Raw genomic sequence first — 14,074 nt, forward strand, 5'->3', positions numbered from 1 at the left:
AATAGAGAAAACAATGAGAATCGATAAGTTTTTAAAGGTATCTAGATTAGTTAAAAGACGTACTGTTGCTAAAGAAATGGCTGATCAAGGACGAGTAAAAGTTAATGACCGAGTAGTAAAATCTAGCTATGATGTTAAACTGGGTGATGTTATTGAAATCGGATTCGGTACAAAACAATTAAAAGCTCGTGTACTTGACTTAAGAGAAACAACTAAGAAGGCAGAAGCCAGTGACTTGTATGAGCTAATTGATTAATGACAAGGGAAGAGTAAGATGTTATATTAATAACAAGTGGTGATATAATTAAGATTTAGAATATTGACGAAAAGGCAGGGACATAGGTATGCAGAGAGGGCCACGACTTTATAATGCCTTAAGCGATGAAGAACGCCTAGCACGTTTGCGACGTAAAGCAGCTAGAAAAGAAAAAGAGGTTCATCGCGTAAGGAAGAACCGAATTATTGCTTGTTTTGCAATTGCAATTTTAATTTTTGGGCTGCAACTAATTATGGTTCATGTGCAAACTGGTAGAATTAATAGTCAAATTCAAACTAATAAAGCAGAGTTAAACCAGGTTAACAAAACCAATAAAAAATTAAAATCACAGGTTGCAGACTTAAAAGATCCTGATTATGTGGCTAAAGTAATTCGCTATAAGTTCTATTATTCTAAATCTGGTGAATCAATTTATACTCTTCCTGAAAAAGAGGAGGATTATTAGTGAAATTTCCAATTGGATTAAGGCTCAATGCTAAAGTGAATAATATTACTAAACTTGGGATTTTTGTAACTTTGCCACATCGACATCATGGTTTGATTTTCCATAAAGACTTCGGTGATAAGTGGGAAAGTGTTAAAAAGAAGTATAGTGTTGGAGACGAAATCCGTGTTGTTGTGATCAATAATCGTGAAGGAAAAATTTCTCTATCATTGAGTCAGGTAAATAATTCTGATTTAGTTGATCCAACTAATGAATTTAAAGATAGTAAAGATTTTACTCCACTAGCTAAATTATTAGAGAAATCTACTGATAAAATAGCTAATTTAAAAAATCAATTGAATTTAAGTGACCGGTAGGGGTCACTTTTTTAATCTAAAAATGACAAAATTTACAACTTTTTTTACTGAAAATAATATTGAAATAAAAAATAAAAAATTTTTACTGGCTGCAAGTGGCGGTCCAGATTCAGTAGCGTTGCTGAAGATGCTGGTTAATTTTTTACCTAATCCATCTGAACAATTGATTGTTGCACATTTGGACCATTGTCTAAGAGATGATAGCTTTTTAGAAAGCCAACTTTTACAAAGATTAACTTCAGCCCTTAAAGTAAAGCTAGTAGAAAAAAAGTGGCCAGTTGAACTTCATCCGCAAGCTGGGGTTGAAGCAAAAGCCAGAGAGTACCGTTATGCATTCCTAGCAGAGGTTGGAAGAAAGTATCAAACTGATTATCTTTTAACAGCACATCACGGGGATGATTTAATTGAAAATATTTTATTGAAGTTTATTCGCTCTGGGGATGTAGCTGAAATGAATAGTCTTCAAATTGTGGGAAATCTCGGTTCAATGAAATTGTTGCGCCCTTTAGTTAAATATTCTAAAGATGAATTATTGAAATATGATAAGGACCACCATCTTGATTTCATTGAAGATAAAACTAATTTTGAAGATGACACTTTAAGAAATCGTTTGAGACATCATGTTGTTCCATTATTAAAGAAAGAGACAAGTCATCTAGTTAAAAATGCTAACCACTTTAGTGAGAGTGTAGCGTTACTTTCAAAGTGTCAGAGTGATCTCTTTGATAGTTTACCTTCTCCAATAAATTTTAGTAAAGCGCTACGGGGTAAAAAGGAAGATATAGCTCGGTTAAATACACATGAAGCGGCAGCTTTTTTTGATTATTTAATCTATAAAAAGTGGCATCAAAGAATCCATTTTGATGAAATTGACTTGAATAAAAATGTGATTTTCAATAAAGAAAATTTTCAATTGCTTTTTTATCAAAAATATTACTATTTGATTAATAGAAATGAATTAGCTGTAATTGATCCTAAAAGAAAACTAGTTAAATTAAATGAAAAATTTTCTTTTAACGGAAAAAAATATTTAATTACCCAGGATGAAAAGTCACAAAAATTGGCTGGTTATTTTTATGGCGAAAAAGCAAAGTATTTAGAGGTAGGGAGCTTGCCACAAGGTAGTACATTAAAGTTAGCTACAGGAAAACAAACTAAGGCTAAGAAAAAATTTGCTGAAAATGGGATTCCTTTAGCTTTAAGGCCGTATTGTTTGACAGTCTGGCAAGAGGAAAATCCAGTCTATGTTGAAAGTGTTTATCAAAATCAAGAATATAACCCCAATTTTGTACGCTATAATGTATATATTTATTTTTAAGTTTATGCAAAGTTCTATGGTAAAAGCATAATTTGTGGTAAAATCGTTGGAGTAATTCCAAGAAGTGTCGCGGAGGTTAATAGATGAAAAATAGAAGAAATAGACTGCTTTCTAACGGTCTTTTCTATATCATAGTATTCGTGATCCTCTTGGCTGGAATCAATTGGGCCGTGGGAGGCTCCGGTAGTAATGGTTCCACAGAAAATATCCGTTATTCTCAATTAGTAAAAGATTTAAAAGCGGGTAAAGTCAAGAGTATCAATGTACAACCATCTAATGGTGTATATACGGTTACTGGATCTTATAAGAAAGCTCAAAAGTCAAATAATCAAAATAATAATGGATTTGGACTAATTCCAAGTTCACAAAGTAGTAATGAAGTAACCCGGTTCAGTACTACGATGCTTCAAAATGACTCAATGGTTAAGACAATTTCCGATCTTGCCCAAAAGAGTGGGGCATCTATTTCTGGACAAGGTGAATCTCAATCTGGAACCTGGATCTCTACGATTGTGATGCTTGTCCCAACTTTGATTTTTATTGTCATGCTTTGGATGATGATGAATCAAGGTGGACAAGGCCGTGGCGGCGGTATGATGAACTTTGGTAAGTCACATGTTAAGCCACAAGATCCAAGTAAAAACAAGGTTAGATTCTCAGATGTAGCTGGGGAAGAAGAAGAAAAGCAAGAATTGGTTGAAATTGTTGAATTCTTAAAGAATCCAGCAAAATATACTAAATTAGGTGCTCGAATTCCGGCTGGTGTTCTTCTTGAGGGTCCTCCAGGTACTGGTAAAACTTTACTTGCACGTGCAGTTGCAGGTGAAGCCGGTGTACCATTTTATTCAATTTCTGGTTCAGACTTTGTAGAAATGTTTGTCGGTGTTGGTGCATCTCGTGTACGTGATCTGTTTGAAACAGCTAAGAAAAATGCACCAAGTATCATCTTTATTGATGAAATTGATGCTGTTGGACGTAAACGTGGTAATGGCGTAAGTGGTGGCCATGACGAAAGAGAACAAACTTTAAACCAATTACTGGTTGAAATGGATGGTTTCGAAGGTGATGAAGGTGTCATTGTTATGGCAGCTACTAACCGTTCTGATGTTCTTGATCCCGCACTTCTTCGTCCAGGTCGTTTTGACCGTAAAGTTTTAGTTGGTCGCCCAGATGTTAAGGGCCGTGAAGCTATTTTAAAGGTTCATGCTAAGAATAAACCTTTAGCCCCTGATGTTGATTTAAAGGAAGTAGCACGTCAAACTCCTGGCTTCGTTGGTGCTGATCTTGAAAATGTTTTAAACGAAGCTGCTTTAGTTGCTGCTCGTCGTAATAAGACTGAAATTACAGCTTCTGATATTGATGAAGCTGAAGATAGAGTTATTGCCGGCCCAGCTAAGAAAGATACTGTTATTTCTCCAGAAGAAAGAAAACGTGTTGCCTACCACGAAGCAGGACACGCAATTGTTGGATTGGTTCTTAGTGATTCAAGAACTGTTCGTAAGGTTACAATTGTTCCTAGAGGCCGTGCTGGTGGATATAACATCATGCTTCCAAAAGAAGATGAAAACATCATCACTAAGAAGCAGTTGATGGAACAAGTTGCTGGTTTAATGGGTGGTCGTGCTGGTGAAGAAGTAGTTGTGGGCGATAAGTCTACTGGTGCTTCAAATGACTTTGAACAAGCAACTAACATCGCTCGGGGTATGGTTACTCAATATGGTATGACTGATGTTGGTATGACTGAGCTTGAGTCCCCAAGTATGCAATCACCTTATGGAACTAAGCCATATAGTGAAGCTACAGCTGCTAAGATTGATGAAGCAGTTAAAGAAATTCTTGATGAAGGTCATAAACAAGCAGTTGACATCATTAAGAGTCACCGTGAAACTCATAAGATTATTGCAGAAGCCTTACTCAAGTATGAAACTTTAAACGAAAAACAAATTCTTTCATTATTCAAGACTGGTAAAATGCCTGAAAATGATGAAAATGAATTTCCAAGTGAGTCTAAAGCTTCAACTTATGAAGAGGCAAAAGCCGCAATGGAAAAGAAGGATCAACAAAGAGAAGAAACTGAAAACAAGGATGATAAAGAAGATATTCATCCACTTCCTGATGATCATAAGAATATTGATAATATTCCACTTAATCCACCATCTGAAAAGAATGATTCTGAGGATCATAGTTCAGATGAAAATAAGGATGATTAAGAGTTTATTGTAAGAGTGATGGTTAAACTCCTTTCTAATACTGAAATTACAGATTTTAGAAAGGAGTTTTTTGGTATTAAGAATGAAATATTTAAGTAAAAAAGAAAAAAAGATTTTAAAGGTAAGCCTAATAAGTTGTTTAACAACTATAGTTCTCTTTTTCCTTTTATCTACTTTGACCGATTGTAACCCAATCTTTGGGGGAGTTCTGTATAGTGGGGATTTACCAAATCAATATTTGTCCTTCTTTCAATATTATCGTCATTTAATGCTCGGTAATTGGAGTAGCGCAGGATTTAGTTTTCTCAATGGTTTGGGTGGAGATATGGCCGGAAATATTGGCTATTATCTTCTTAGCCCACTCAATTTTATTGTGTTCCTTTTCCCAGCAAGTAAAATGAATATTGCTGTGTATATTATTATCCTGATCAAATTAGGTTTAATGAGTGGAACCTTTACTTGGCTGACTTTGAAATGGTTTAAGTTTAAGTATCAAGCATATCCTGTCTTTTTAGGAATTGCTTATGGCTTAAGCGGATATTCGATTGCCTATGCTGGAAATGTAATGTGGTTTGATGGTTTAGTCTTACTTCCGTTAATTTCCTATGCATTGATCAGAGGAATCAAGAAGAATGTTTGGCTGGCTTACAGTGTTTTACTAGCATGTGCTATCATTTTTAATTACTATATTGGCTACATGATTTGTATCTTTTTAGTAATATTGTTTTTGGCATATACAGTTAACAATTTTGAAAATCGCAAAACTTTTCTTCATCAATTTACCGGTTTTGCAATTAGTTCAATCATTAGTGGGTTAATCAGCGCAGTAGTTATCCTGCCAACTTTCTTTAACCTTTCTAGCAATAAGTTATCTCAGGCAGACTTTAATTCTAATTTTGAAATTAAAACTTTAATTAGTGGCGGAAAAGCTGTTTCAAGATTATTTATTGGTGATACTTACAATGATTGGGCACCAATTTTTGTTGGTACGTTAGTTTTAATTGTATTTATTCTTTACTTTATTGATGGACGTAACTCTATCAAAGAAAGAATTACTAATCTAGTTATTGGACTATTTTTTGTGTTGAGTATTACTGTGCCAAAAATCTATCTCTTTTGGCATGGTGGTCAACAAACTATTGCTTATCCATATCGTTTTGGATTTATTATTGTATTCTGGTTTTTACTTTTGGCGGCAAAAGAACTCTCTAATTTAAGTGAGTATCGAAAAGAAAGTAAAAACGAAAGACTCATTGCTGCTGGAATTTACTTACTTGTTAGTTTAGCAGCTGTATATATTCGTCGTAGAATTGGACCATGGAATGGTTATGCTTGGCTGGCAGTTGTCCTAGTAATTATATTTGGAATCTTGGTTTATTTCTCTGATAAACGATTTGTTCGTGTAACTTTATTATTGGTAGGATTAGTTGAATTAGCCGGTAATGCCTATATTGGTTTGAATCACCTCGGAATGAAAAGTGGAGCATATCCATCTTATGTGTCTGAGAATCAGAGTATTATTTCTCGAATTCCAAATTCTGATAAAACGGGTAGATTGGCTAAAAACTATGAACTAAATAATGATCGCGGTGAGGGATACACTTTTAATTACCGGGGGATGGAAGAATTTTCATCAAATAATGATTCTCGCATTAGTTCATTAATGACTGATCTTGGTTTTTCAACTTTTCGTTATTTCTACTATTATCAAACAGGTACTGTAGTAACAGATGCTATTTTTAATGTAAAAACGTTTATTAATAGTTCACTTTCTAATCAAAGTGTTTCACCAGAATACATTAGCTATGGTTTGAGAAATGATTTAAAGAATCATCCTGTAATTCTAAAACAGGGTGATAAGACGGCCTATCGAAATGAAACTTTACCTTTTGCCTTTGCAGGTGGTTTAGCTAATAAGCTGAAGTTTAAAGAAGAAAATCCAGTATATAATCAAAATTTGGTTTTAAATTCTTTAACTCAAACTAAAAAAGATGTTTTGAGCTATAGCTCTAAAAATGCTGAAATTAATTCTAAGAATATAAATCTTAAATTTAAGAAAGGTAAATTTAAAGCTAAGAGAACTTCCGAAAATCCTGGTACTATAACCTTTACATATAGCAATTTGAAACCTGATCAAGTTGGTTATATCCGCTTTAGTAAGAATTTAATGGAGCAGATTGTGGTTTTAAATAGCTATCAAATGAAGCAAAAGCCGGATTACCGTTTACCATTTACTGTCTCAATTAATGGAAAAGATGTTCATCTTCAACAATACACAGATCAACTTATTGGAGTTCAAGCTGATAAAGACGGAAAACTGGTAGTGAAGATGACTTTAGACGGAAAGTCAAATGAAGTTGAGTTTAAATATCCACGTTTTGTGAATATTGATCAAACTGCATTAGAAGATAAGGTTAAAAAAGCTCAAAATAATCGCATGAAGTTTTCTGCGTTTAGGGATAGCTATGTAGCTGGAACAGTAAAGACTGATAAAAATGAAAACTTAGCAACCACCATTCCTTACAGTAAAGGATGGCGAGCAGAAGTTGACGGAAAACCAGTTAAAATTAATCGAACTTTGAAAGTGTTTATTGGCTTAAAATTAAAGCCGGGAACGCATCAAATAACTTTCAAATATAGAACACCTGGTTTTGTCATCGGTGCTTTACTAAGTCTTATCGGTATTATTGCCTTAGCTGTATATACGGTCTATCTAAAGAAAAATAAAACATCTATTAGTCAGAAAACTAATAAATAGGTGAAATAAAGATTGTACACCCCTCTAAAATTAGAGGGGTGTATTTAGAATTAAGGATAATAATGAAAAAGTTGAGTAAAGAAAAGAAAAATATTCTGAAACTGTGTTTGATAAGTTTCGGAATAACTATAGCGATTTTCCTAATTGTATCTAGTTTGGCAAATTGTAATCCGTTTTTAGGTGGAGTTTTATGGGGCGGAGATTTACCAGATGAATATCTATCATTTTTTCAATATCTTCGTCGTTTGATTTTAGGAAACTGGAACAATTTGCAATTTAGTTTTGCTAATGGGTTAGGCGCGGATATGGCTGGAAACATTGGTTACTATCTTGCTAGCCCATTTAATTTACTAATTTTATTATTCCCAGCTAGTCAAATAAATTTAGCACTTTATGTAATAATTATTATCAAATTAGGTTTAGCTAGTGCAGCATTTACATTTTTAATCTTAAATTTTTTCAATTTTAAAAATCAGATCTATTCAGTTTTTCTGGGAATTATTTATGGATTAAGTGGATACTGCATCGGATATGGAGCAAATTTAATGTGGCTCGATGGGGTAATCCTATTACCATTAATTATTTATGCTCTGATCAAAGGTTTAGTTAAAAGACACTGGACTCTTTATATTGTCTTGCTAGCATGTGCCATAATTTTTAACTATTATATTGGTTACATGATTTGTATCTTCATGGTAATTGCCTTTTGTGCTTATACAATCAATAATTTTAAGGATAAAAAAATATTCATCCAGCAGATAATTGATTTTGTAATAAGTTCACTAATTAGTGGGCTAATTAGTGCGGTTATTACTTTACCAACCTGGATGAATTTATCTAATAATAAATTTGCTGAACACACTATCAATGAAGGTTTTAGACTAAGTCCAGTTTCTTCAATTGCTAAAAGCATATCTGCTCTCTTTATGAAAAATACCTTTAATGGATCGCCCCTTTTATTTATTGGTACTTTGGCAATAATTATTTTTATTTTGTACTTTATCGATAATAAGAATTCAAAAAAAGAAAGAATTATTAACTTAGTGATTGGTTTAGTTTTTCTACTAAGTTTGGTTCAAACAAAAATCTATCTTTTCTGGCATGGAGGACAAAAACCAGTTGGTTTTCCATATAGATTTAGCTTTATTATTATCTTTTGGATTTTATTATTAGCCGCAAAAGAATTAGCAGGTTTTGATTTAAAGAAAAAACAACTTCTATTAGCATCAGGAATCTACTTCGTTGTTGGACTTTTAGTGACTGTCTTAAGACTGCACTATGGAAAATACGATATGTATATGTTGGTTTCGCTGGGCTTAATTATTTTGTTTAGTATTTTACTTTATTTTTCAGACCATAAATCATTTCGTTTTGTTCTCGTGATGGTAGGAGTAGTAGAGATTGCTATTAGTAGTTATCTTATGTTGGATCGAATAGGGATGAGAAGTAATATATACTCTAATTATGTAACTGAAAACCAAGAGTTATTTGATCATTTGCCAGCTAGTGTTAAAAGTAAAAGAATAGCCAAAAATTATTTTTTAAATAATGATCGTGGCGAAAGCTACGCATTTAACTACAAAGGAGCAGAGATTTTTTCTTCTAATAATGATCCCAAAATTAGTAAATTATATGCTAACTTAGGATTATCAGCATATGGTTATTATTATTTCTATAAAACCGGAACAGTAGTGACTGATGCTATTTTCAATATTGGTGGTTTTATTGATAATTCCTTACCAAGTCAGAGTATCTCCCCTGAATATATTAGTTATGGGCTGAGAGATGATTTGAAAAATAATCCAATTTTATTAAAAGAAAAGCAGTACACAGCATATCGAACTGATACATTACCACTTGTTTTTGCTGGTAACTTATCTAATAATTTAAAATTTAAGAGTAATGATCCTGTTTATAATCAAAATCTAGTTTTAAATTCGTTAACTCAAACTCAAGGAAATGTCTTAACTTATAGTCCAAAAGTTGCAAAAATTAAAGTAACTGATAGTAAATTGAATCAGGAAAAGAAGAAGTTTACAGTCACTCGGACATCTGATAAAGAGGGAAGTGTAACTTTTACTTTTGACGGTTTGAAACCAAAAGAAACGGCCTATGTTCAATTTGGTAAAGATTTAATGGGATTTGCGGATCCACTAACTACTTATCATGCAAGTCAGGATGGAAATAATAAACCTGAATTAAGTATTACCATTAATAAAAAAGATGTTCGACTTCAATCACAAGTTAAACAACTAATTGGTGTTCGAGCAAATCAAAAAGGACAGGTCCAAATTAAGTGGAGCCTAGCAGGAAATAAACGAATTCTGACTAGCGAAATACCACGTTTAGTAAATATTAATTCAACTTTATTGCGATCTAAAGTTTCACAAGTTAATAATAAAAAACAGATGCACTTAACAACTTTTAGAGATAATTATCTATCGGGAAAAATAAATACCACTAAAAATGAAAATCTGGTAACTACTATTCCATACAGTAGAGGCTGGAAAGTAAAAGTAGATGGTAAACCAGTTAAGGTGAGCCGAACTTTGGATGTATTTATTGGTTTAGATATGAAACCTGGTAAACATACTGTAGTAATGAGATATAGGACTCCTGGATTGCTTATTGGAGTTATAACAAGTATCATAGGTATAATCTTACTAGTGGTATTTAATGGGTACTTGGAAAAGAAAAAATATTAGTCAAAGAATAAAGTCTATAATTTATAGGCTTTATTTTTTAGGAGAAAGAAAAAATGAAAGATTATTTAGTAAAAGCAATTGATAAAACTAAGAATTTACGATTAATTACGGTTGATGCTAAAGATTTAGTAAGTGAAGCACAAAAAAGACATGATACTTGGAGTGCATCTTCAGCTGTGCTTGGAAGAACACTTATTGGAGGATTACTCTTGTCAGCAGCTTTATTGAAAGATAAAGATGAATTAACTGTTAGGTTACTTGGAAATGGTCTAGTGGGAGCAACTATTGTAACAGCAAAAGCTGATCTAACAATTAAAGGATATATCCAAAATCCTCATATAGCCCTTCCACCTAAAAAAGATGGACATATCGATGTGGCAAAAGCCGTTGGAAAAGGTTGGCTTGAGGTAACCAAAGATCAAGGTTTGAAGGAACCATATACAGGTCAAGTTCCAATTGTTAGTGGGGAGATTGCAGAAGATTTTACATATTATCTAGCCAAATCAGAGCAAATTCCTTCAGCTGTTGGTCTATCAGTATTTGTTGAGCCTAATAATGAGATTGGGGCAGCTGGCGGATTTATTTTACAGGCATTACCTGGAGCTACTGATGAGCAATTGGCTGAAGTTGAAAAGAGAATCAAGGCTCTTCCTAATCTTTCTACTTTATTTTTAGATGGAATGACACCTGAAAATTTGGCAGAGAGAATCTTAGGGACTGATTGTAAAATTTTAGCTAAAGAAGATGTTTCTTTTGCTTGTGATTGTTCGAAAGAAAAATATAGTCAAATCTTGGCTACCTTAAAACCAGCACAATTAAAAGAAATGATTGAGAAGGATCATGGCGCAGAGTTAGTTTGCCGCTTTTGTAAAGAAAAATATCATTTTACTGAAGATGAGTTAAAAGATGTCCTTAAGAAGGCAAATTAAAGTGGTGTGTAATGAATAGTTTTGCTATGATATTAGGGTATTTGAAAGGGTGAGCAAGTGTGAAAAACGATAGTTGGAAAATTAGGGATGTTGAAATTCCTAATCGTGTAGTAGTTGCACCGATGGCTGGAATTTCAAATGCTGCTTTCCGAGTAGTATGTAAGGAATTTGGCGCAGGCCTAGTAGTGTGTGAAATGATTTCAGATCATGGAATTATTTATCGCAATAAAAAGACCTTGGAAATGTTAACGGTTGATCCTCGTGAACATCCAATGAGTATTCAAATTTTTGGTGGTAGTGAGGAAACTTTAGTTGAAGCTGCTCATTATGTTGATACTCATACAGCAGCTGATATTATCAATATTAATATGGGTTGTCCTGTACCAAAGGTAACAAAAACTGATGCCGGAGCTCGTTGGCTATTAGATCCAAATAAGATCTATCAAATGGTCCATGCAGTTGTTCGTAATGTAAGTAAACCAGTTACTGTTAAAATGAGAACAGGCTGGGATCAAAAACATATTTTTGCTGTTGAAAATGCTTTAGCTGCTCAAGAAGCCGGTGCTAGTGCTGTTGCGATGCATGGTCGAACTAGAAAGCAAATGTACATGGGCGAAGCTGACTGGGAAACTTTAAAAGATGTAGCAGATGCTTTGACTATTCCTTTTGTTGGTAATGGGGATGTTACTACTCCTGAAAAGGCAAAAGCAATGCTAGAGGATGTTGGAGCAGATGCAGTGATGGTTGGTAGAGCGGCTTTAGGAAATCCATGGATTATTAAAGATATGGTCCACTATTTGGATACCGGCGAGAAATTACGTCCACAAACTGTTGAAGAAAAAGTTGAAACTGCTAAAGATCAATTAAATGGATTGATTGATTTAAAGGGAGAAAAAATTGCTGTTCCCGAATTTAGAAGACAAGCAGCTTATTATTTAAAAGGAATTCCCCGTTCAGCTCGAACCCGTGCTAAAATAAATGATGTTTGGACGAAAAAAGAAGTTTTTGACTTGTTAGATGATTTTGTGGAAAAATATGAAGCGAGACAAAAGCAAATTAACCAATAAAAGGAGTTTTTAGAGTGGCAAAGAATGAAATGAACGACCAACTAATCGCTCGTCGTGAAAAAATGGACGAAATGCGTGAAAACGGTATTGAACCTTTTGGCGTAAGAAAATTTGATCGTCAAGACTTAGCTCGTACTTTGAATGAAAAGTATAGCAACGAAGATAAAGATGAATTAAATGCTGATATGCCTATGACTAAGATTGCAGGTCGTATGCTTGCAAAACGTGGTAAGGGTAAAGTTGGATTTGCAGATCTTTATGACCGTACTGGTAAGATTCAAATTTACGTACGTAAAGATATCGTTGGTGAAGATAACTACAAGATTTTTAAGAAGTCTGATATTGGTGACTTTTTAGGTATTGATGGTGAAGTAATGAAGACAGATACTGGTGAGTTGACTATTCGTGCTACTCACATTACTTTCTTGTCTAAGGCTCTTCGTCCATTACCTAATAAATGGGATGGTTTAAAGGATGTTGAACAAATTTATCGTCAGCGCTACCTTGACTTAATTACAAATCATGATAGTTACATGCGTTTTGTTCATCGTACTCAAATTATTCAAGCTATTCGTGACTATTTGAATAATAGAGATTTCTTAGAAGTTGAAACTCCAGTTCTCCACAATATTCCTGGTGGTGCTGAAGCCCGTCCATTTATTACCCACCATAATGCTTTGGATATTGATCTTTACATGAGAATTGCTTTGGAACTTCCATTGAAGCGTCTAATCGTTGGTGGTATGGAACGTGTTTACGAAATTGGCCGTGTATTTAGAAATGAAGGTCTTGATACTAAGCACAACCCAGAATTTACTGAACTTGAAACTTATGCAGCTTACTGGGACTTCCATGATGTAATGGATGAAGCAGAAGGAATTATTAGAGCAGCTGCTAAAGTTGTTTCACCAGATGGTAAGATTACTTACCAAGGAACTGATATTGACTTGGGTAAGCCATTCCGCCGTGTTCACATGGTTGATTTAATCAAGGAAAAGACTGGTGTTGACTTCTGGAAGCCAATGACTATTGAAGAAGCAAGAAAAGTTGCTGATGAACACAATGTTCACTACGAAAGTTACTGGAAAGTTGGTCACATTATCAATGCCTTCTTTGAAGAATTCGGTGAAGGATCAATTGTTCAACCTACTTTTGTTTATGGACACCCAGTAGAAGTATCTCCACTTGCTAAGAAGAATGCTGATGATCCAAGATTTACTGATCGTTTTGAAATCTTTATTATGGGTGCTGAATATGGTAATGCATTCTCAGAATTAAATGATCCAGATGATCAACGTCATCGTTTCGAAGACCAAATGGCTGAAAGAGAAGCTGGTAATGATGAAGCTGATATGATTGATGAAGATTACCTTCGTGCTATGGAATTCGGTATGCCTCCTACAGGTGGTCTAGGTATTGGTATTGATCGTTTGGTAATGCTTTTAACTGATGCTCCTGCTATTCGTGATGTCTTACTCTTCCCAACAATGCGTCCTGAAAAGGTGGAAAGTGTTGAAGCAGAAGTTCAAGAAGATTTGAAGAAAAAGAATAAATAATTTTACTAAATAGACTGTCTTAGAGGACGGTCTATTTTTTTCGATATTTTTTCAAAAAAGTACTTGCAATAAAAAGATGTTTTGCTATACTAATAAATGTACTGCGGAAGTAGTTCAGTGGTAGAACATCACCTTGCCATGGTGGGGGTCGCGGGTTCGAATCCCGTCTTCCGCTCCAGTATAAAAGACTCACCGAAGTGTGAGTCTTTTTTTGTTATTCGGGATGTGGCTCAGCTTGGTAGAGCGCTACGTTCGGGACGTAGAAGTCGCAGGTTCAAATCCTGTCATCCCGATTGAATATTATTTTATTAAAAAGTTCGTCTTGGGTTAGAAAGACGAACTTTTTTGTATATAATGTTCATGAAAATATCAAATGGTTTACATTTACTAAATGTAAGTGATAATATATTTGTCTAAAGATTGTAATATTGATCTTAAAAGAAGTAAGGCGGT

The 14,074-nt window shown here is 34.1% G+C and carries 10 protein-coding genes and 2 tRNA genes; all 12 read left to right on the forward strand.

The genetic code is table 11. The annotated features are described in order from the left end of the window. Positions 1–13: 13 nt before the first annotated feature. The 12 genes from GTO82_RS01515 to GTO82_RS01570 all read left to right on the forward strand — a co-directional run bounded on the left by GTO82_RS01515 (position 14) and on the right by GTO82_RS01570 (position 13,914). Entirely contained in the window at positions 14–256 is a 243-nt protein-coding gene (locus GTO82_RS01515) for an RNA-binding S4 domain-containing protein (protein WP_004898904.1), read from the forward strand. A gap of 88 nt (positions 257–344) precedes the next feature. Next, the gene (locus tag GTO82_RS01520; protein WP_004895915.1) at positions 345–722 is read left to right on the forward strand and encodes an FtsB family cell division protein; all 378 of its coding nucleotides are present in this window, start codon (positions 345–347) and stop codon (positions 720–722) included. Beyond that, on the forward strand, positions 722–1,078 hold the full coding sequence (locus GTO82_RS01525) for a S1 RNA-binding domain-containing protein (RefSeq protein WP_004898907.1): 357 nt from the start codon (positions 722–724) through the stop codon (positions 1,076–1,078). The genes GTO82_RS01520 and GTO82_RS01525 overlap by 1 nt, the downstream gene beginning before the upstream one ends. Positions 1,079–1,100: 22 nt before the next feature. After that, positions 1,101–2,396: a tRNA lysidine(34) synthetase TilS gene (gene tilS, locus GTO82_RS01530; RefSeq protein ID WP_180873530.1), complete on the forward strand. Its 1,296-nt coding sequence runs from the start codon at positions 1,101–1,103 to the stop codon at positions 2,394–2,396. A gap of 83 nt (positions 2,397–2,479) precedes the next feature. Continuing rightward, a complete protein-coding gene (gene ftsH, locus GTO82_RS01535) occupies positions 2,480–4,606 on the forward strand; it encodes an ATP-dependent zinc metalloprotease FtsH (RefSeq protein ID WP_004895905.1) in 2,127 nt (708 codons plus the stop codon). 70 nt (positions 4,607–4,676) lie between these two features. Next, positions 4,677–7,364 (forward strand): YfhO family protein, encoded by a 2,688-nt coding sequence (locus tag GTO82_RS01540; RefSeq protein WP_180873531.1) that lies wholly within the window; start codon positions 4,677–4,679, stop codon positions 7,362–7,364. 62 nt (positions 7,365–7,426) lie between these two features. Continuing rightward, positions 7,427–10,069: a YfhO family protein gene (locus tag GTO82_RS01545; RefSeq protein ID WP_180873532.1), complete on the forward strand. Its 2,643-nt coding sequence runs from the start codon at positions 7,427–7,429 to the stop codon at positions 10,067–10,069. 53 nt (positions 10,070–10,122) lie between these two features. Then, positions 10,123–10,998 (forward strand): Hsp33 family molecular chaperone HslO, encoded by an 876-nt coding sequence (gene hslO, locus GTO82_RS01550; protein WP_180873533.1) that lies wholly within the window; start codon positions 10,123–10,125, stop codon positions 10,996–10,998. A gap of 59 nt (positions 10,999–11,057) precedes the next feature. Next, positions 11,058–12,065, forward strand: coding sequence for a tRNA dihydrouridine synthase DusB (dusB, locus tag GTO82_RS01555; protein ID WP_087284786.1), 1,008 nt, complete (start codon positions 11,058–11,060; stop codon positions 12,063–12,065). Positions 12,066–12,079: 14 nt separating this feature from the next. Next, positions 12,080–13,621, forward strand: a complete 1,542-nt coding sequence (lysS, locus tag GTO82_RS01560; protein WP_011161471.1) for a lysine--tRNA ligase — start codon at positions 12,080–12,082, stop codon at positions 13,619–13,621. Between the two features lie 103 nt (positions 13,622–13,724). Next, positions 13,725–13,799, forward strand: a tRNA-Gly gene (locus GTO82_RS01565). Between the two features lie 41 nt (positions 13,800–13,840). Beyond that, positions 13,841–13,914, forward strand: a tRNA-Pro gene (locus tag GTO82_RS01570). Positions 13,915–14,074 lie beyond the last annotated feature (160 nt).

The organism is Lactobacillus johnsonii, from assembly GCF_013487865.1.
Taxonomy (GTDB): Bacteria; Bacillota; Bacilli; order Lactobacillales; family Lactobacillaceae; genus Lactobacillus; species Lactobacillus johnsonii_A.

Bases quoted from the DNA above. Each gene is read 5' to 3' on its own strand.
- hslO (WP_180873533.1), top strand. From the start codon at position 10,123: ATGAAAGATTATTTAGTAAAAGCAATTGATAAAACTAAGAATTTACGA.
- GTO82_RS01515 (WP_004898904.1), top strand. From the start codon at position 14: ATGAGAATCGATAAGTTTTTAAAGGTATCTAGATTAGTTAAAAGACGT.
- ftsH (WP_004895905.1), top strand. From the start codon at position 2,480: ATGAAAAATAGAAGAAATAGACTGCTTTCTAACGGTCTTTTCTATATC.
- GTO82_RS01545 (WP_180873532.1), top strand. From the start codon at position 7,427: ATGAAAAAGTTGAGTAAAGAAAAGAAAAATATTCTGAAACTGTGTTTG.
- tilS (WP_180873530.1), top strand. From the start codon at position 1,101: ATGACAAAATTTACAACTTTTTTTACTGAAAATAATATTGAAATAAAA.
- GTO82_RS01520 (WP_004895915.1), top strand. From the start codon at position 345: ATGCAGAGAGGGCCACGACTTTATAATGCCTTAAGCGATGAAGAACGC.